This window comes from Mesorhizobium sp. USDA 3734 (genome assembly GCF_056279665.1).
The window spans coordinates 596,589-613,672 of sequence record NZ_JBWCCW010000001.1 but is presented as its reverse complement, the minus strand read 5'-3'; the positions used below and the strand labels follow the sequence as shown (position 1 = coordinate 613,672).

Below are 17,084 nucleotides of genomic sequence, written 5' to 3'. Positions count from 1 at the left end.
CCCACCGCTTCGTCATCCTATGGCGGAGCAAGGAGCGAAGCGACGCGGCGCAGACCATAGGATCCATGCCGTGACCCAAAGGCGTTGCAACGGTGACGAATTCTGCCCCGTTGCATCCTTCGATCGAGGTCACGGAATGGATCCCCGGGTCTCCGCGACGCCGCTTCGCGGCTGCTCCGCCCGTGGATGACGAAGCTTGGGGGCTTCGGCTAAACTGCAGCCAGGGTGCTAATCCAGCTTGTCCAACAGCGGCTTCAGCCGGTCACCATAGCGCTTCCACAGATCGACCGAGCCCTGATACATCGGCTGGCGCACCTGCGCGGCCGATGCCGTGCGCACCGGACGGTCGGTCTCGTGGAAGGACAGCGCCGCATCGTCCCAGGGCAGGCCGAGATGGGCTATCAGCGCCCGCGTCTGGCCTTCCTGGTCGGCGACGAAATCCTCATAGCGCACATCATGCACGACGCCTGGCAGCACCGTGTGCCAATGCGCCATGATGTCGGTGTAGAGATTGTGGAAGTCCGCGAGTTCGCCGAGATCGTAGCCATAGCGGTGGCTGTCGCCGCGGAAATGCACCTTGTAGATCGACAGGCAGGTGGCCGCCGCATCGCGGGCGCAATGGACGATCTTCGCCTTGGGCAGCATCATATGCAGGAAGCCGATCAGCAGGAAGTTGCCCGGCATCTTGTCGGTGACATGCTTGAAGCCTGGGTAACGGCCATGCAGCATGTCGAGATAGGCCTCGCCGGCCTCGGCGAAAGCCTTGTCGGGCATGTCGGCGATCCCTGCCGGAAAACCGCCCTTCATGGTCAAGGGAAACTGCTTGCCGACCGCCGTTTTCAGGATGCTGAGCTCGCCGGCGCCGTAGACCTGGGGATGGCTGGCGATGATCTGCTCGACCAGCGTCGTGCCCGAGCGCGGCATGCCGACGACGAAGATCGGCGTGTCGTCGCTAATTAAGCTGGGCTTGTGTTTCTCGAAGAAGCCGGCATCGAAGGTTGCCTTCATCGCCTCGAACTCGGCCCGCGTCTTGGCCTGGTCGTAATCGATGCCCTTGCGGCGGATCGCATTGCCTTCGGCGAAATAGTCGAAGGCCCGGCCATAATCCCTGAGATCGTCATTGGCCTTGCCGAGACCGAAGGACAACTGCATGCGCGACAGGCTATCCTGCGGCGCCTTGGCATGCTGGGCTTCCATGCTGGTCAATTCGCTGTCGCGCTCCTTCTGGCGCTTGACCTGCGTCAGCATCAGCCAGGCTCTCGCCATGCCGGGGTCGACCGCCAGCGCCTGCCGGAAAAGATCGGCTGCTTCATCGAGCTTGCCCTTTTCCATCAGCCCGACACCGAGCCCGTGCAGCAGATCGGCATCCCTGGGCCGGATCGTCAGCGCCTCACGGAAGACGGCGAGCGCCTCGTCCAAGCGTCCCGCTTCCTGCAGCGTTTCGGCAAGCCCGATACGGGCGCGGACATGAAAGGGATTGCGACCGACCGTGCCGCGATAGATCTCCTCCGCACCCTCGAACTGGCCGAGCTGCTTCAGCGATGAACCAAGATTGTCGCGCGCCGCCAGTTGGTCGGGCCGCAGCGTCACCGCCTTGCGGAAGCAGTCGACGGCAGCAGCGACCCGGCCGAGGTCACGCAGGACCGTGCCGAGATTGTTTTGAAAATCCGGGTTGCCGCTCTGCAAACGCACCGACTGTTCTATGAGGTCCAGCCCCTCGGCGCTGCGTCCGGTCTGGTGCAGCAGCAGCCCCAGGAAATGCGCCGCGGCGGCGTGATTGGCCTTTTGCGCCAGCACCTGCCGGTAGATCGCCTCGGCCTCTTGCCGGCGCCCGGCCTGATGCAATTGCAGTGCCTGCTGAACACGCTGGTCGAGGCCCAGCGGGGGCTGTCCTCCAGCGCCAGATCTGGTTCCCGCACCTGCCGCTCGTCTCTGATCTCTGTTGATGGGAAACCTGCCGTGTTTTGTCCGCCTGTGGCGATCTAGGCCATCGGCGCGGCAGGTTCAAGGCTTCGCTTGGTATCTCGCCCTTCCCATCAGTGGCGAAGGTCAGATCAGGCGGTTGGTCTCGGCGACCTGTCTGGCCCGCCTCACGGTGCCATCGGTATCGGCGATCGTTCGCCTTGCCGCCTCATCGCTTCTGATGGTCAGCCGTGCCGACTTGACGATCATCGACTTGCCGGTCGGGCCGGCGGCAATGGCGTGTATGATGGTTGGCTTGATGATCGGGTTGATCGCTACGGTCATGCCTCTCGGGGTTCTGACGGAAACCATGGCTTTTTCCTTCCAGGAATAAATAAAATGCAAGTGCCGGGAAAATCGGCCCAGCGTAAATTTAAGCAATTTTTTGAAAGCCACTGAGCCATATCAGGATTTTTCAAACAATTACAGCGATCTATTTTTCTGCCGTCGTCCGAGTTTTTCATGAATCTTCTTGAACAATCAGCCCTATCAGCCTATATATGCAAGATCGCTTTGGGCCAGAATTGGCATCTCGCGGCGTCAGAGGTTATCGACCCGCCAATCCCATTCCAAATCTTCGATACCGGGCGCGGCATATTCGCTCCGCAGCCGTGTCTCATTCTTCGAAAGACTCACATGAACACCGGAACCGTGAAGTTCTACAATGGGCAGAAGGGCTTCGGCTTCATTCAGCCGACTGATGGCGGCAAGGACGTTTTCGTCCATGTCAGCGCACTGGAGCGCGCCGGCTTCCCCGGCCTCGCCGAAGGCCAGAAGCTGCAGTTCGAGCTGGAGCGTGACACCAAGGGCCGCGAGTCGGCCGCCAATTTGCAATTGATCTGATCCGGCCGAATTCGATGAACGCTGACCACGGATGTACTGGCAGCCCTCGAAAGCGGCTTATTTCCAGCGACTGCCGGAAATAGGAAAGCGGGGCTCGTCCCCGCTTTTTTGCTTTCAGGACGGCTGCTTTGCACAGGTAAGATAATGCCGGACCGCACCACCCACTCCATCGTGCATTTCGCGGCACCTTTCGTGCTCGGCGGGCTGGAAGGGCAGTTGCCGGCCGGCGACTACGACATCGATCACGACGAAGAGCTGATCGAGGGCATGTCGCGGCTTGCCTGGCGCCGCGTCGCCACCTTCATCCATCTGCCGGCAAGGGCAGTGAAAAACCCGCCCACCAGCCAGCTTGTCGCCATCGACTACCTCGAACTCGAAACAGCGCTGAAGCGCGACAGGGAGAACGCAGCATGATCCGTTTCCAGCAGAATGCGCGCCCGCGCACCGACACGCCCGCGCACCAGTTTGCGATCGGTCAGACCGTGCGCATGAAGAGCCGCACCGGCCTCGTCCAGAAGACCGCCGAACTGTTCCAGATCAAGAGCAGGCTGCCGGTCAAGGACGGTTCGCCGCAATACCGCATCCGCAGCGAGCAGGAGACCCATGAGCGGGTCACCACCGAAGACAATCTCGAACCGGCAAACGACCCGGTTGTCACTGACAATTCGGTTGTTGCCAGCAACCTGGTCGTCTGAGACCCCACCGCCAAGCCAACACGCAGCAGGAGCACGACATGTCCAAGGGTCAACAGCGAAGCAACCGCGAGACACGCAAGCCAAAGAAGGACAAGGTCGTGGCCAAGCCCGCCTCCCCGTTCGGCTCGTCGGTCAAGCAGGCGGAGAGCAGCCTGAAGCCGAAATCGAAGGGCTGACACAAAAGGGGCGCCTCGTGCGCCCTTTCCGTCGCCTGTGAGGCGACGGACGGACACAACTGGCCTGCGCAACACCTGCCCACCACGGAGGCGCGCTTGAACTTCGTCATCGAGTTCTACCGGTCGCGCGACGCCGACGAAGCCACACTCGACAAGGTGTCGCTGGAAGCACCGAACCTGCGCGCCGCGCTGCAGGGCGCCACCGCGCTGTTCCACACGCTGGCCATGCCGCAAATCCCCGATCGCCTGCGCATTTGCGACGACGACGGCAGCGAGCTTTACGCCGGCCCGGCTGACGGGGCGTATCCGGCACCGTGACCAGCAGCGCGAGCTTCAATCTTCACGCGCTGCCTTTACCGATCTGATCATGTCCTGCGGACATCGCCCTGCCCTCAGCACGGCCCGTCTTCAACGACGCGATAGTCCGCGGCACGGGCTTCACAGGAATTGGGGAAGGTACGCATCTCGCCGTGCCGGCGAGCGCACACCGGCGCATATTCGCGGGTGCAGAACGTCTGCTCTTCGCCGCCACCACCGCCGCCGCCGCCGCCACCACCGCCGTCGCGGCACGGGCCGTCGCGCACGATGCGATAGCCGGCCCGGTCGGCAAGGCAGGCATTGGCGAAGGTCTGGCGGTCGCCGCCGCGCCGGGCACAGACCGGCTCGTACTGCTTGCTGCAATATTGTGGTTCGGGCCGTGGCGGACGCGGGCGCGGCCCTGGTCCCTCATCGACCACGACGGTACAGGCGGCAAGAATTGCCGACAGCAACAGGATGGCAAAACCCTGCCGCGAAAAGATTGCCGCCAGAAATTTCATGATGATCTCCCACGATCGCGTCCCCGGTTGCCGATCCTCGCCATTCCCCTGCCAAATGCAACCCCCGTTTGCAGCCCCTTCTGCCGGAAACGGCGCCTGGGGCCGTGGTCGGCGTCAGCCTCCTCGACCACCTCGACATCTGGCCCATTCGTGGCCCGGCTCTGGGCCGATGACCCGGCCGGCAAGCAAGCCTATGCCGAGCTGATCGATGCTCAGGTCAGTCGATTCATGCGTCGGGATGCGCCAGTGCGGCGGCCCGCGGCGCTATCTTGCAACCATCACGTTTCCGTGCGATAAATTCCGTGTTCGGGCATTTGCGACCCGGAGAGCGGAACGTTTTGGACGACCTTTCCCCGATACTGTGAATCTCTGACGGCCCCGTTTTCGGCGGGGGGTTTGACCATGCGCCAATGCATGACTGCCGAAGCAACCACCGGGAACTGCCCTTTGCGCCAGGCGGCGGGCAGGACCACCAAAGACTGAACGGGTGAAGGAGTTTCCCCAATGGCCCAGACCGGCACCGTTAAATTCTTCAACGCGACCAAAGGCTTCGGTTTCATCACGCCCGATGGTGGCGCCAAGGACGTGTTCGTCCATATTTCCGCGATCGAGGCTTCGGGCCTGCGCACGCTCGTCGACGGCCAGAAGGTCACCTTCGACGTCGAGCCGGACCGCATGGGCAAGGGCCCCAAGGCCGTCAACCTCCGCGCTGCCTGAGCCATCGGCACGTCTCTCGGACGCGCGACGGAGGCTCCAATGCCTGAACCTGGCTTGGAGAGGGATTTGAATTTTGAAAGGCGCGGCGATCTTCGTCGCGCCTTTTTCGTACCGAAAAAGCAGACCAATGCATATCGCCCGGAAGTGGTCCCGGTTTTGGGGAAACGATGCGCATGAAAACAAAGACTTAAAGGGAGTCGCGAAGCGCTTCAGGTGCCCACAAAACTTTCTCTTGCCGATGACGCTAAAATAAAGGACAAATTTCCACTCGGGCATTTGCCGGCCCGAGACTGGAGTTTATGGGACAAAGGAGCTTCCCATGCCGCAGACCGGCACCGTCAAATTCTTCAACCATGCCAAGGGCTTCGGCTTCATCACGCCCGATGATGGCGCGAAGGATGTTTTCGTCCATATTTCAGCCGTGCAGGCGTCCGGTCTTCCCGGTCTCGAGGATGGCCAGAAAGTATCATTCGATACCGAGCCGGACAAGCGTGGCAAGGGTCCGAAAGCCGTCAACCTGTCGGTCGGCTGAGCCCGCTTCAGACCGGCTGCGGCGGGCAGTTTCGCGCCTTGAGAGCGTGTGATCCTTGACGTCTGTTTTGAATAAACACGTCGAAATCCGTTCAGCCCCCGTTCAGCCACGGTCGCATATTAGTCTTTGGTAAAGCCGGACCGCATCCCCCGAAACTGCACGGGCCGGCACGAAGGAGACCGACATGAACCAAATTTTCAAAACCGCCGTCCTGGCCGCTGCCGTGGCCGCAACCACGCTCGCGACCTTGCCCGCCGCCAACGCGCGTGACTGGCGCCGTCACGGCCATCACGGCAATGGCGATGCGATCGCCGCCGGCGTCCTCGGCCTCGCGGCCGGCGCGCTGATCGGTGGCGCGTTGGCCAATGACCGGCCCCCGCCCTACGCTGACCGCTACTACGATGACGGTTACTACGATCGTGACGTCGTGGTGCGCCCGGCCCCGGTCCGCCGCTACTATGCAGAGCCGAGGGTTGTCTACGCCGATCGTTATGCCGAGCCGTGGACGCGTGACTGGTACGAATACTGCTCGGACCGCTACCGCACCTTCAATTCCCGCACCGGCACGTTCACCGGCAATGACGGCGAACAGCATTTCTGCACTGCCAACTGAGGCTTCCCTGCCCCAAACAAAAAGCGCTGACCGCAAGGCCAGCGCTTTTTTGTTTTCAGGATCGTTTTTGAAGCCGCCCGATATTCGCAGGCCGGCTGAATATCAGCACAGCCTACACCAGGAACGGATTGGTCCGCCGCTCCTCGCCGAAGCGGCCGCCGGAGCCGTGGCCGCAGATGAAGCCGATGTCGTCGCCGAGCGGCAGGAGCTTGTCCTTGATCGAAGCGATCAGCGCCGCATGGTCGCCGCCCGGCAGGTCGGTGCGGCCGACCGAACCGCGAAACAGCACGTCGCCGACGTGGGCGAACTTGGCTGCGCGGTTGTAGTAGACGACATGGCCAGGCGCATGGCCGGGGCAGTGCAACACCTCGAACACATGGCCGCCGAACGACACGGTCTCGCCTTCGGTCAGGAACCGGTCGGGCACGCAGTTGCGCGCGCCGGCGATGCCGTAGCGCCTGCCCTGGTTTTCCAGATTGTCGAGCAGCGACTTGTCGGCCTCATGCGGGCCGATGATCTCGACGCCGAGCGCCTCCTTCAGCTCCATGGCGCCACCGGCATGGTCGATGTGGCCATGCGTTATCCAGATCGCCCCGGCTGATATCGCATTGTCCTTCAGCGCAGCCAGGACCTTTTCGATGTCGCCGCCCGGATCCACGACAACACCGTGCTTGTCATCCATGTCGAACAGGATGGTGCAATTCTGCTGAAACGGTGTGACCGGCACGATGCCGGCATTGAGCTGACCCATGATCGTCCTTTCGCTATGCCAGCCGTGATGTAGAGACGCCGGTGAAGGGCGTCCACCCCTGGAAAGACGAACAGCCAGTAGCCCTGAAACGGAAATGGGCGGCCGAAGCCGCCCATTTGAAAAGACCGAATGGCCGCTTACTTCTTCATGGCGCCCATGACCGCGCCGAGAATGCCGGTCAGGATCGCGCCACCGCCGGCGCCGCCAACGATGTTGTTGAGGTTCAGCGCGCTGCCGAGACCGCTCGTTGCTGCTGCCGCAGCCGCCGGATCGACCGCGCCGCCGCCCAGCAGGCTGCCGAGGATCGCCGCGCCGCCGACGCCGCCAATGGCTCCGCCCAGGATTTTGGGAAGCTGACCCATCGCCGCCGTCTTGAGCGCCGCACCGACCGCCTGACCACCGATGATACCCGTAATCACCTGTATGATGATCGGAAGAAGCGTGTTCATGTCCATAAGATTAGTCCCTCCATAGCTGCCAGCCTCCCGGGCCGACAGCATCATGAGACGCCGAATTGGACGAAAGTCAAATGCAGAAACGCTGAAATAAAAGGGGCGGCCCGAAAACCGCCCCTGCTTGCTCGAAAAGCTGTGACTATCGTTATTCTGCGGCGATCGCGTGCTTGGGCTGAACGGCGGCAGAATAGTCATTCATTAGGTTTTTGGCGATTTCACCGACCTCGAATCGGTAAGGTCCGATCTCCGAAACCGGCGTTACTTCCGCTGCAGTTCCGGTCAGGAAGCATTGCTCGAAGCCCTCGAGTTCTTCCGGCAGGATGGCGCGCTCGATCACCTCCAAGCCGCGATCCTTGGCCAAGCCAATGACCGTGCGGCGGGTGATGCCGTCGAGGAAGCAATCGGGCTTGGGCGTATGGATCTTGCCGTCCTTGACGAAGAAGATGTTGGCGCCGGTCGCTTCCGCGACCTGGCCACGCCAGTCGAGCATCATGGCGTCGGCATAGCCCTTGGCCTCGGCGGCATGCTTGGACATGGTGCAGATCATGTAGAGGCCGGCGGCCTTCGACTTGGAAGGCGCGGTGCGCGGGTCGGGCCGGCGCCATTCCGCCACATCGAGGCGGATGCCTTTCAGCTTCTGCGCAGGGTCGAAATAGCTCGGCCATTGCCAGATGGCGATGGCGCAGTTGATGCGGTTGTTCTGCGCCGAAACGCCCATCTGTTCGCTGCCGCGCCAGGCGATCGGCCGGACATAGGCGTCCTGGAAACCCTGCTTCTTCAGAAGCGTGGTGGAGGCGTCGTTGAGTTCCGCCACCGAATAGGGAATCTTGAAGCCGAGCAGGCGCGCCGATTCATGCAGACGCTCGGTGTGTTCGTTGAGCTTGAAGATCTCGCCGCCATAGGCGCGCTCGCCCTCGAAGACGGCGCTGGCGTAATGCAGGCCATGGGTCAGCACATGGATCTTGGCGTCACCCCATTGGACGAATTCGCCGTTCATCCAGATGAAACCATCCAGTTGGTCGAAGGGAACGGATGCCATGGTAACCTCCCGCGGGCGGCAGCCCGCATAGTGTTGTATCGTTGATGTTTCGTGTCGGCCGCCCAAAGCGGCTTTTATGCTGGAGCGTAGGCGGATAATTGCGCTCTGGCAAACTCAGGAAGTTCCGGAAAAACCGCCTTCCCTTGCCTTTTCGTTCGCAATCCGCCCAAAAGCTTGTCAAAAATTACCATTGCAGGGAAATTACGTCAATAGTACTGACATAATCTCTCTTTCCCACGGAGAAATGATGACGGATCGAAGCCACGCAGCCGGAAAACCGATCAGGACCGCGATGTCAGTCGAGGACGGCATCGACTTCGCCATCATCGAGCTGCTCTTCTTCGCCTATCGTGATTTCACCTCCGATCCGGATCAGATCCTGGCTGACTACGGTTTCGGCCGTGCCCACCACCGGGTGCTGCATTTCGTCAACCGCAGGCCCGGCCTGACGGTCGCCGAACTGCTCGACGTGCTGAAGATCACCAAGCAGAGCCTGGCCCGCGTGCTCAAGCAACTGATCGACACCGACCATGTCGTGCAGTTGCAAGGTCCGCGCGACCGCCGCCAGCGCGAACTCTATCCGACCGCCAAGGGCCGTGCGCTGGCACTGGCGCTGGCACGGCCACAGTCGCGCCGCATCCATGCTGCATTGGGAGATTCCGGAATAACCGAACGGACCTTGGTCGAACGGTTCCTCGAAGCGATGGTCAATCCGGAACTGAGAGCGCAGATCGACGTTGGATCCGCAAAAATGTCAGGGAAAAGCCATGGAGAGCACTGAACGGGTCGATCACGCGGCCGCACCGGACGACGACGCGCCACATCTGCTTGTGGTCGACGACGACACCCGCATCCGCAATCTTCTCAAGCAGTATCTGACCGAAAACGGCTTTCGCGTGACGGTCGCCGGCAATGCCGGCGAAGCCAGGCGCAAGCTTGCCGGCCTCGACTTCGACCTTCTGGTGCTCGACGTCATGATGCCCGGCGAGACGGGCGTCGACCTGACCAAGTCGCTGCGCGCCGAAAAGAACGTACCGATCCTGATGCTGACGGCGCTGTCGGAGACCGACAGCCGCATCTCAGGGCTGGAGGCCGGCGCCGACGACTATCTGCCAAAACCGTTCGATCCGCGCGAGCTGATCCTGCGCATCAACAACATCCTGCGCCGTGGTGGCCCGGCGACCACGCCCAAGGTCGAGCAGCTGGTCTTCGGCCCCTACACCTTCCAGATCGCCAGGCGCGAATTGAAGCGCGGCGGCGAGGCGCTGAAGCTGACCGACCGCGAACAGGAGATCCTGGCGATCTTTGCCGCGCGGGCAGGTGAGACGATACCCCGCCACGAGCTTGTCGGCGACGATTCGGAAGTCGGCGAGCGCACCATCGACGTCCAGATCAACCGGCTGCGCCGCAAGATCGAGCGCGACCCGTCCAATCCGGTCTGGCTGCAGACCGTACGCGGTATTGGGTATCGGCTCAGCGTGGAATAGAATATCGCGTGCGGCCGGCTGAACGGCTGCGGGCAAGCGACAAGAGCGAATGGCAACCACGGAACTGGAACAGCCGGGCAATGGCGGCTTGAGCGCACGCGCCACGCGGACGCTGAAGGCGGTGCCGCGCGCATGGAACCGCTTCTGGCGCCTCGTCTCGCTCTACATGCCCAAGCGGCTCTATGCCCGCTCGCTGATCATCGTCATCGCGCCGATGATCCTGCTGCAATCGGTCGTCGCCTTTGTCTTCATGGAACGCCATTGGGCAACCGTGACGCAACGCCTGTCGCAGGCCACCGTGCGCGACATCGCCGCCATCATCGACCTGATCGAAACCTATCCGCGCGATGCCGACTACACCAACATCATCCGCATCGCCCAGGACCGCATGCAGCTGAAGGTCGACCTCTTGCCGCCCGACCCGCTGCCCGCGCCCGGTCCAAAGCCGTTTTTCTCGATTTTGGATGATGTTCTGTCATCCGAGATCACCCGCCAGATCAACCGCCCGTTCTGGATCGACACGGTCGGCAATTCCAACATCGTCGAGGTGCGCGTCCAGCTCGAGAACAAGGTGCTGCGCGTCTTCGTGCGCCGCAGCCAGGCCTATGCCTCGAACACCCACATCTTCCTGATCTGGATGGTCGGCACCTCGCTGGTGCTCCTGATGATCGCCATTCCCTTCCTGCGCAACCAGATCCGGCCGATCCTGACGCTCGCCGAAGCCGCCGAAAGCTTCGGCAAGGGTCGGCCGATGCCGCGCGATTTCCGGCCGCGCGGCGCCGAAGAGGTCCGCCGCGCCGGCTTTGCCTTCATGCAGATGCGCGAGCGCATCGAGCGCCAGATCGAGCAACGCACCGCCATGCTGACCGGTGTCAGCCATGACCTGCGAACCATCCTCACCCGCTTCAAGCTGCAGCTTGCGCTTTCCGGTGGCAAAGCCGAGACCAAGGCGGCGCTCGACCAGGATATCGACGACATGCAGTCGATGCTCGAAGGTTATCTCGCCTTTGCCCGTGGCGAGGCTTCGGAAGACGCCGGACGGTTCGATCTCGAGGCCTATTTCGAGAAGCTCGACGAGGAAGCCAGGCTGCGCAAGCGCAAACTGTCGACGACGCTTGCCGGCGACCCCGACGTGCATGTGCGGCCGAACGCCTTTGCCCGGCTGATGTCCAACGTCATCGGCAACGCCTTCCGCTATGCCTCGACGGTGGAGGTCAACGCCACCCATGGCCGCGGCTCGCTTCTGGTCACCATCGACGATGATGGTCCGGGCATTCCCGCAGACAGGCGGGAAGATGTGTTCAAGCCTTTCGTGCGGCTCGACGAGGCGCGCAACCTCGATGCCAGCGGCACCGGGCTCGGCCTGTCGATTGCCCGCGACATCGCCCGCAGCCATGGCGGCGACATCACCCTCGACGACAGCCCGCTGGGCGGACTTCGCGCCGTCATCAAGGTCCCGGCATAGTCGGCTGAGGACGGGCTTCATCCGCCCGTCATGAAACCATGGTCAAGAGCGCGCATGAAGCGCGCGACCTCAATTGATTCGGCCTTGCCGCCTCACTTCGACCCCGTGCCCGCCCGGGTGCGCTGGAGCGAAGCGAGGGCAGCAGGCTGGTCGCCGTTCCGGCATCGTCTCAAGGCAACCGCCGACCTTTCCTGCAAAGGGCCGCCATGCGCATACTGATGGTCACCGACGCCTGGCGCCCGCAGGTCAACGGCGTCGTCCACACGCTGGAGCGGCTCACCGAAACGCTGAAATCCTTCGATGTCGCGGTGGATTTCCTGACGCCCAACATCTTTCGCACCCTGCCCTTGCCGACCTATCCCGACATAAGGCTGGCGCTGACCACGCCCGGCCATGTCGCGCGCCTGATCGAAGCCGGCAAGGCGGACCACATCCATATCGTCACCGAGGGTCCGCTGGGCATCATGGCGCGGCGCTATTGCCGCAATGCCGGCCGGCCGTTCACCACCAGCTATCACACGCGCTTTCCCGAATATCTCAGCGCCCGCCTGCCGGTGCCGGAAAGCTGGGCCTATCGCTGGCTGCGCGATTTCCACAATTCCGGCCAGGGCACGCTGGTCGCCACCCAGTCGCTCGCCGACGACCTTGCGGCGCGCGGCTTCACCAAGCTGCGGCCGTGGACGCGCGGCGTCGACACCGATCATTTCCGCCCGGACAAGAAGAAGGATCTGGGCTTCCCCGGCCCGGTCTTCCTCTGCGTCGGTCGCGTCGCCATCGAAAAGAACCTGAGCGCCTTCCTCGACCTCGAGCTGCCCGGCAGCAAGGTGATCGTCGGCGAAGGCCCCGAGCTTGCCAGGCTGAAGGCGAAGTATCCGCAGGCGCATTTCCTCGGCCATCGCCCCAATGACGAACTGGCCGAGATCTATGCCTCGGCCGACGTCTTCGTCTTCCCGAGCCGCACCGACACCTTCGGCAACGTCATCATCGAGGCGCTGGCCAGCGGCACGCCGGTCGCCGCCTATCCGGTTACCGGACCGATCGACATCGTCGGCGACGGTTTTGGCGGCGCTGTTTCCAACGATCTGCGCGAGGCCTCACTCGCCGCGCTCAACGTCGACCGCGCGCAGGCACGCGAACGCGCCATGCGCTACAGCTGGAAAGCCTGCGCGGAAATGTTCCTCGACACAGTCGAGGAAGCGCTGGGTACGACGAGGAAGCTGGCGGCCTAAAACAACCTGCCGCCGTCCGGCACCTTGCGCTCGATGGCGCCGAGAACCACGGCGCCCTCCTCGTCGGGAAAGCCGAGCGTCAGCACTTCCGACATGAACGGGCCGATCTGTCGCGGCGGGAAATTGACCACCGCGAACACCTGCCGGCCGATCAGCGTCTCCGGCGCATAATATTTCGTGATCTGCGCCGACGATTTCTTGATGCCGATGTCGGCGCCGAAATCGATCTTCAGCTTGAATGCAGGCTTGCGCGCCTGCGGAAACGGTTCGGCCTCGACGATCGTGCCGGCGCGGATGTCGACACGATCGAAATCGGCAAAACTGATCTCGGGCTTGCGCTCGCTGCTCGAACTCATCTTGGTCTTTGGCTCAGGCGTTGCCGTAGGTCTCGAACAGCACGCCGGCCAGTGCGTCCTTGGCCGAGGTTCCGGACCAGACGACGAATTGGAAGGCCTGGAAATAGCATTCACAGGCTTCCAGCGCCGACGACAGCAACACTTCTACCTGCTGGCTCGATGGTTCGACGCCCCCTGCCAGGAGCAGCGACTGGCGGAACATGATCGCGCCCTCCTGCTCCCAGAGGTCGAAATGGCCAAACAGCATCTGTTCGTTGATGAGCGACAAGAGCCGCATCACTTCCAGCGCACGGGTCTCCGGCACCTTGATGTCGAAGGCGCAGGCCAGATGCAGCGCCTCGAAATCCTCCATCCACGAGAAGGAGACGTGATAGTCGGTCCAGCTTCCGGCAACGGAGATCGAAATCTCGTCGTCGCCGGCCCGCTCGAAGGACCAGTCATTGTTATGGGCCACCTGCTCGATAACATCCACCGGATGGATTTCGCGGGAGAATTCGAGTTCGAGAAGTTCCATGGAATGCTTCCTGTCGTTCTGTACGAGCGCCGCCACACGCTCCGCGGGAGGGCACACACAACGAACAATCTTGTCTAGAACTCGGACGGCCAGGACTTTCTTCGCGCAAAAGACTACTTCTCGACACAAAGACCCCAGACCGGACCCCACCGCCCGGCCGCATGACCCTGCTCCGAATCATGCAACAAATTCAGTCTATTGATCGGGAGTCGCGTGAACAGCCCAATTTTTCGCACTGCGTCATTCGCATGTGGAAAGCCGCTGTCACAAAGATTCATGCAATGCCGTTAAGCGATTCACGGCAAAGCGCTTTTCAGGATCGGGCTATGTGGAAAAGTTTAACGATTATTTTTTTGCGCGGGGCTTGGCCGCCGCCGCTGGTGCGGCCTCACCGGCCAGTTCGGCAAGCTTCGCCTCGAGCGCCTCGATACGGGCGGCTAGGCGAGTGTTTTCTTCCCGAGCCTTGGCGGCCATCTCGCGCGCGGCTTCGAACTCTTCGCGCTGCACCACGTCCATGGTGTTGAGAATGCGTTCGGCCTGTCCCTTGAAGGCGGTCTCCACCTCACGACGCACGCCCTGGGCGGCACCGGCGGCGTCGGTCATCAGCTTGGCGAATTCATCGAGAATGCGGTTCGGTCCGGTCGACATGGCAAATCCTCGCTTGCTCGAAATGACGTAGTGGTGCTGCGCGCGGAATGCAAGAACGTTGAAGCCCGCTGCGGCATCACGTTGGCCCACTCTTGTCCAAAACACTGGCAAATCTGACCAATAACTATTATTGTCTGGGAGCAGTTTGCAGGAGCACCGTCATGGCCATTAGCGCAGACTTGGGGACCCGTCTCGAGGATATCGTAAACCAGCTTGTCAGCACCGGTCGCTATAATTCGAAGAGCGAAGTGCTACGCGAAGGCGTTCGCCTCGTCGAAGAACGGGAGAAACGCCTTGCCGCCCTCGATGTAGCCCTGGCCAAGGGTATCTCGGATGCTGATGCCGGCAGGGTGAAGCCAGCCGACGAGGTGCTTGACCGACTGGAGGCCAAATACAAGGCGATGACAGAGAAGAGCAAGTGAAGCGGCTGGTCTTCACTGCTCAGGCTGAGATAGATCTTGAAGCCATTGGCGACCATATCGCGTTGGATAACCCGTTTCGGGCCATGACATTCATTCAGGAATTGCGCCTTGATTGTCACGAATTGAGTGAAATGCCAGAGCGGTATCCACTCTTCGAACGGCAGCGATCCTCAGGCATTCGGCGGCGCGTCCACGGCAACTATCTGATTTTCTATCGCGTTGGCGCTGAAACCGTGGAGATACTGCACGTCCTGCATGGTGCGATGGACCTCGGGGCAATCCTGTTCCCCGACAATTGACGGCGTCCACCTTGCCTTGACCCTGCCAAAACCCTGCCGCATGGTCCGCGCCCAAACGCGTTTCGCAACCGAGAGCTCCCGTTGAACGAATATTTGCTGCTACCGCTGGCCTCCTTGCCCTTCCCCAACATCAACCCGATCCTCATCCAGATCGGGCCGCTGGCGGTGCATTGGTACGGCGTCGGCTATATCGTCGGCATCCTGTTCGCCTGGTGGTATGCCAAGCGGCTCGCCTGCAATGCCAGGCTGTGGCCGAACGGCGTCCTGCCGATGAAGCCGGAGGATCTCGACGACTTCATCGTCTGGGCGGCCATCGGCGTCGTGCTGGGCGGCCGCACCGGCTATGTGCTGTTCTACGATTTGCCCCGCTACATCGCCCACCCGCTCGATATCTTCGCGGTCTGGCAAGGCGGCATGTCGTTCCATGGCGGCCTGCTTGGCGTCATCCTCGCCATGACGCTGTTTTCGATCAAGCGCGGCATCCGCACATGGTCGCTGTTCGACGTCGTGGCGGCCGGCGTGCCGGTCGGCCTTGGCCTGGTGCGCGTCGCCAATTTCATCAATTCCGAGCTGTGGGGCCGGCCAACCGACGTGCCCTGGGCGTTCGAATTCCCCAATGGCGGGCCGTTTGCCCGTCATCCGAGCCAGCTCTATGAGGCGCTGCTCGAGGGCGTGGTGCTGTTTCTCGTGCTGCGCATCCTCACCCATTCGCGCCTCAAGCTGAAGACGCCGCGCTTCGTTGGCGGCGCCTTCATCTGCGGCTATGGCCTGTCGCGCATCTTCGTCGAGTTCTTCCGCGAACCCGACCAGCAGCTTGGCTACCTCCTCGGCACCAACTGGCTGACCATGGGCATGATCCTTTCCACGCCGATGGTGCTGGCCGGCATCTGGGCGATGGCGACCGCCAAGCCGGTGACGCAGCCGCAACCGGCATGACACGGCTGAAAGCCCGCATTGTCGGCCTGATCGAGGCACTGGGGCCGCTTCCCGTCAACGAATACATGGCGCTGTGCCTGTTCGACCCGCAGGACGGCTACTACACGACGCGCGAGCCCTTTGGTGCGGCCGGCGACTTCATCACTGCGCCCGAGATCAGCCAGATGTTCGGCGAACTGGTCGCTGTGTGGATGTACCAGGCTTGGGCAGCGAGCGGCCAGCCGCTGCCGGTCACCATCGCCGAGATCGGCCCCGGCCGCGGCACGCTGATGAAGGACATGCTGCGCACGCTGTCGCGGCTTGATCCTGATCTGGCCAACGGCGCCACCTTCGCCATGATCGAGACCAGCCCGCGCCTGACGGAGGTCCAGCAACAGACGCTTGGCGTCACACCTTTCGCGGTTCGTTGGCACGAAACCATCGATACCTTGCCGCAGCAACCGCTGTTCATCGTCGGCAACGAGTTGTTCGACGCGGTGCCCGTCCGCCAGTTCGTCCGCGCCGGTGCCGGCTGGCGCGAGCGCATGGTTGGCCTCGATGACACCAATGAGCTGCGCTTCTTTGCCGGCGCCGGCTCGGTTGACCCGACCCTTTTGCCTGTCGATGCAGCCGAAGCGCCGCAAGGTGCGATCGTCGAAGTTGCGCCGGCCCGAGCCGCATTAATGGCAGCCATCGTCGAGCGCATATCCAAGCATGGCGGCGCCGGGCTATTCCTCGATTATGGCCATCTCCAGCCGGGTGTCGGTGACACGCTGCAGGCCTTGCGCGGTCACAATCACGAAGATGTGCTGGCCAATCCCGGTGAGGCGGATCTCACCACCCATGTCGATTTCGCCGCCCTCGCCGCAGCCGTTCGCGCGTACGGCCTCGACGCCCATCTGTCGACGCAGGGCGACTTTCTGCTCGGCATGGGCATTCTCGAACGCGCCGGCCGGCTCGGCGCCGGTGCCGACCAGGCGGCGCGCGACAAGATCACTGAGGCCGTCGAGCGCCTCGCCGGGCCGCAAGCGATGGGCCATCTGTTCAAGGTGCTTGCGGTGCTGCCGCGCGGCGTGGCCATCCGGCCGTTTGCCACGGCGGATTGACTTTTTACCGCCGCCTCTCCCAATCTCCCGTCCGGCAAGAGC

25 protein-coding genes are annotated in these 17,084 nt (G+C 62.4%); 16 read left to right on the top strand and 9 right to left on the bottom strand.

What is annotated here, in order from left to right; translation table 11 throughout:
* Positions 1-228: 228 nt before the first annotated feature.
* Together ACZ89F_RS03040 and ACZ89F_RS03035 are read right to left on the bottom strand one after the other, a co-directional pair.
* Positions 229-1,845, bottom strand: coding sequence for a tetratricopeptide repeat-containing sulfotransferase family protein (locus ACZ89F_RS03040; RefSeq protein ID WP_476090337.1), 1,617 nt, complete (start codon positions 1,843-1,845; stop codon positions 229-231).
* 204 nt (positions 1,846-2,049) lie between these two features.
* Positions 2,050-2,274, bottom strand: a complete 225-nt coding sequence (locus tag ACZ89F_RS03035) for a hypothetical protein (RefSeq protein ID WP_476090336.1) — start codon at positions 2,272-2,274, stop codon at positions 2,050-2,052.
* 324 nt (positions 2,275-2,598) lie between these two features.
* Here ACZ89F_RS03035 and ACZ89F_RS03030 point away from each other — a divergent pair, with 324 nt between their 5' ends.
* From ACZ89F_RS03030 to ACZ89F_RS03010, 5 genes are all read left to right on the top strand, one after another.
* Positions 2,599-2,805, top strand: a complete 207-nt coding sequence (locus tag ACZ89F_RS03030) for a cold-shock protein (protein WP_023809797.1) — start codon at positions 2,599-2,601, stop codon at positions 2,803-2,805.
* 144 nt (positions 2,806-2,949) lie between these two features.
* The gene (locus ACZ89F_RS03025) at positions 2,950-3,219 is read left to right on the top strand and encodes a hypothetical protein (protein ID WP_352627631.1); all 270 of its coding nucleotides are present in this window, start codon (positions 2,950-2,952) and stop codon (positions 3,217-3,219) included.
* The gene (locus ACZ89F_RS03020) at positions 3,216-3,500 is read left to right on the top strand and encodes a hypothetical protein (protein WP_476090335.1); all 285 of its coding nucleotides are present in this window, start codon (positions 3,216-3,218) and stop codon (positions 3,498-3,500) included. Before ACZ89F_RS03025 ends, ACZ89F_RS03020 begins: the two co-directional genes overlap by 4 nt.
* 38 nt (positions 3,501-3,538) lie before the next feature.
* The gene (locus tag ACZ89F_RS03015) at positions 3,539-3,676 is read left to right on the top strand and encodes a hypothetical protein (protein ID WP_164482279.1); all 138 of its coding nucleotides are present in this window, start codon (positions 3,539-3,541) and stop codon (positions 3,674-3,676) included.
* Between the two features lie 96 nt (positions 3,677-3,772).
* Complete coding sequence (locus ACZ89F_RS03010; RefSeq protein ID WP_127265759.1) at positions 3,773-3,994, top strand: hypothetical protein; 222 nt, start codon at positions 3,773-3,775, stop codon at positions 3,992-3,994.
* A gap of 74 nt (positions 3,995-4,068) precedes the next feature.
* Here ACZ89F_RS03010 and ACZ89F_RS03005 read toward each other — a convergent pair whose 3' ends face one another.
* Positions 4,069-4,494, bottom strand: coding sequence for a Kazal-type serine protease inhibitor family protein (locus tag ACZ89F_RS03005; RefSeq protein WP_476090334.1), 426 nt, complete (start codon positions 4,492-4,494; stop codon positions 4,069-4,071).
* Between the two features lie 504 nt (positions 4,495-4,998).
* Between ACZ89F_RS03005 and ACZ89F_RS03000 the strand changes: the two genes are divergently transcribed.
* The 3 genes from ACZ89F_RS03000 (at position 4,999) to ACZ89F_RS02990 (ending at position 6,356) form a co-directional block, all read left to right on the top strand.
* Positions 4,999-5,211, top strand: coding sequence for a cold-shock protein (locus ACZ89F_RS03000; RefSeq protein WP_006202520.1), 213 nt, complete (start codon positions 4,999-5,001; stop codon positions 5,209-5,211).
* A 319-nt stretch (positions 5,212-5,530) separates the two neighbouring features.
* Positions 5,531-5,743, top strand: a complete 213-nt coding sequence (locus tag ACZ89F_RS02995; RefSeq protein ID WP_013530020.1) for a cold-shock protein — start codon at positions 5,531-5,533, stop codon at positions 5,741-5,743.
* A gap of 184 nt (positions 5,744-5,927) precedes the next feature.
* Positions 5,928-6,356, top strand: a complete 429-nt coding sequence (locus ACZ89F_RS02990; protein ID WP_476090333.1) for a BA14K family protein — start codon at positions 5,928-5,930, stop codon at positions 6,354-6,356.
* 112 nt (positions 6,357-6,468) lie between these two features.
* On the opposite strand, the gene ACZ89F_RS02985 is transcribed toward ACZ89F_RS02990, so the two are convergent.
* From ACZ89F_RS02985 to ACZ89F_RS02975, 3 genes are all read right to left on the bottom strand, one after another.
* Positions 6,469-7,107 carry an MBL fold metallo-hydrolase gene (locus ACZ89F_RS02985; protein ID WP_476090332.1) on the bottom strand — a complete coding sequence of 213 codons (639 nt, stop codon included), beginning with the start codon at positions 7,105-7,107 and terminating at the stop codon, positions 6,469-6,471.
* 137 nt (positions 7,108-7,244) lie between these two features.
* On the bottom strand, positions 7,245-7,562 hold the full coding sequence (locus ACZ89F_RS02980; RefSeq protein WP_109659805.1) for a hypothetical protein: 318 nt from the start codon (positions 7,560-7,562) through the stop codon (positions 7,245-7,247).
* Positions 7,563-7,707: 145 nt separating this feature from the next.
* Positions 7,708-8,601, bottom strand: a complete 894-nt coding sequence (locus tag ACZ89F_RS02975) for a branched-chain amino acid aminotransferase (RefSeq protein WP_109659803.1) — start codon at positions 8,599-8,601, stop codon at positions 7,708-7,710.
* Between the two features lie 247 nt (positions 8,602-8,848).
* Here ACZ89F_RS02975 and ACZ89F_RS02970 point away from each other — a divergent pair, with 247 nt between their 5' ends.
* The 4 genes from ACZ89F_RS02970 (at position 8,849) to ACZ89F_RS02955 (ending at position 12,782) form a co-directional block, all read left to right on the top strand.
* Positions 8,849-9,382, top strand: coding sequence for a MarR family winged helix-turn-helix transcriptional regulator (locus tag ACZ89F_RS02970; RefSeq protein ID WP_476090331.1), 534 nt, complete (start codon positions 8,849-8,851; stop codon positions 9,380-9,382).
* The gene (locus tag ACZ89F_RS02965) at positions 9,369-10,088 is read left to right on the top strand and encodes a response regulator (RefSeq protein WP_013530014.1); all 720 of its coding nucleotides are present in this window, start codon (positions 9,369-9,371) and stop codon (positions 10,086-10,088) included. Before ACZ89F_RS02970 ends, ACZ89F_RS02965 begins: the two co-directional genes overlap by 14 nt.
* A 49-nt stretch (positions 10,089-10,137) precedes the next feature.
* Positions 10,138-11,553, top strand: a complete 1,416-nt coding sequence (locus ACZ89F_RS02960) for an ATP-binding protein (RefSeq protein WP_476090330.1) — start codon at positions 10,138-10,140, stop codon at positions 11,551-11,553.
* A gap of 206 nt (positions 11,554-11,759) precedes the next feature.
* Entirely contained in the window at positions 11,760-12,782 is a 1,023-nt protein-coding gene (locus ACZ89F_RS02955; RefSeq protein ID WP_476090329.1) for a glycosyltransferase family 4 protein, read from the top strand.
* On the opposite strand, the gene ACZ89F_RS02950 is transcribed toward ACZ89F_RS02955, so the two are convergent.
* The 3 genes from ACZ89F_RS02950 to ACZ89F_RS02940 all read right to left on the bottom strand — a co-directional run bounded on the left by ACZ89F_RS02950 (position 12,779) and on the right by ACZ89F_RS02940 (position 14,300).
* A complete protein-coding gene (locus tag ACZ89F_RS02950; RefSeq protein ID WP_136615966.1) occupies positions 12,779-13,138 on the bottom strand; it encodes a tRNA-binding protein in 360 nt (119 codons plus the stop codon). The two genes, ACZ89F_RS02955 and ACZ89F_RS02950, sit on opposite strands and share 4 nt — an antisense overlap.
* Before the next feature lie 13 nt (positions 13,139-13,151).
* Entirely contained in the window at positions 13,152-13,652 is a 501-nt protein-coding gene (locus ACZ89F_RS02945; protein WP_013893499.1) for a type III secretion system chaperone family protein, read from the bottom strand.
* Between the two features lie 345 nt (positions 13,653-13,997).
* Positions 13,998-14,300 carry an accessory factor UbiK family protein gene (locus tag ACZ89F_RS02940; RefSeq protein ID WP_476090328.1) on the bottom strand — a complete coding sequence of 101 codons (303 nt, stop codon included), beginning with the start codon at positions 14,298-14,300 and terminating at the stop codon, positions 13,998-14,000.
* A 161-nt stretch (positions 14,301-14,461) separates the two neighbouring features.
* Between ACZ89F_RS02940 and ACZ89F_RS02935 the strand changes: the two genes are divergently transcribed.
* The 4 genes from ACZ89F_RS02935 (at position 14,462) to ACZ89F_RS02920 (ending at position 17,042) form a co-directional block, all read left to right on the top strand.
* Positions 14,462-14,722 (top strand): type II toxin-antitoxin system ParD family antitoxin, encoded by a 261-nt coding sequence (locus ACZ89F_RS02935; RefSeq protein WP_476090327.1) that lies wholly within the window; start codon positions 14,462-14,464, stop codon positions 14,720-14,722.
* The gene (locus ACZ89F_RS02930) at positions 14,719-15,021 is read left to right on the top strand and encodes a type II toxin-antitoxin system RelE/ParE family toxin (protein WP_476090326.1); all 303 of its coding nucleotides are present in this window, start codon (positions 14,719-14,721) and stop codon (positions 15,019-15,021) included. The genes ACZ89F_RS02935 and ACZ89F_RS02930 overlap by 4 nt, the downstream gene beginning before the upstream one ends.
* Before the next feature lie 81 nt (positions 15,022-15,102).
* The gene (lgt, locus tag ACZ89F_RS02925; protein ID WP_476090325.1) at positions 15,103-15,957 is read left to right on the top strand and encodes a prolipoprotein diacylglyceryl transferase; all 855 of its coding nucleotides are present in this window, start codon (positions 15,103-15,105) and stop codon (positions 15,955-15,957) included.
* Entirely contained in the window at positions 15,954-17,042 is a 1,089-nt protein-coding gene (locus ACZ89F_RS02920) for a class I SAM-dependent methyltransferase (protein ID WP_476090324.1), read from the top strand. The genes lgt and ACZ89F_RS02920 overlap by 4 nt, the downstream gene beginning before the upstream one ends.
* Positions 17,043-17,084 lie beyond the last annotated feature (42 nt).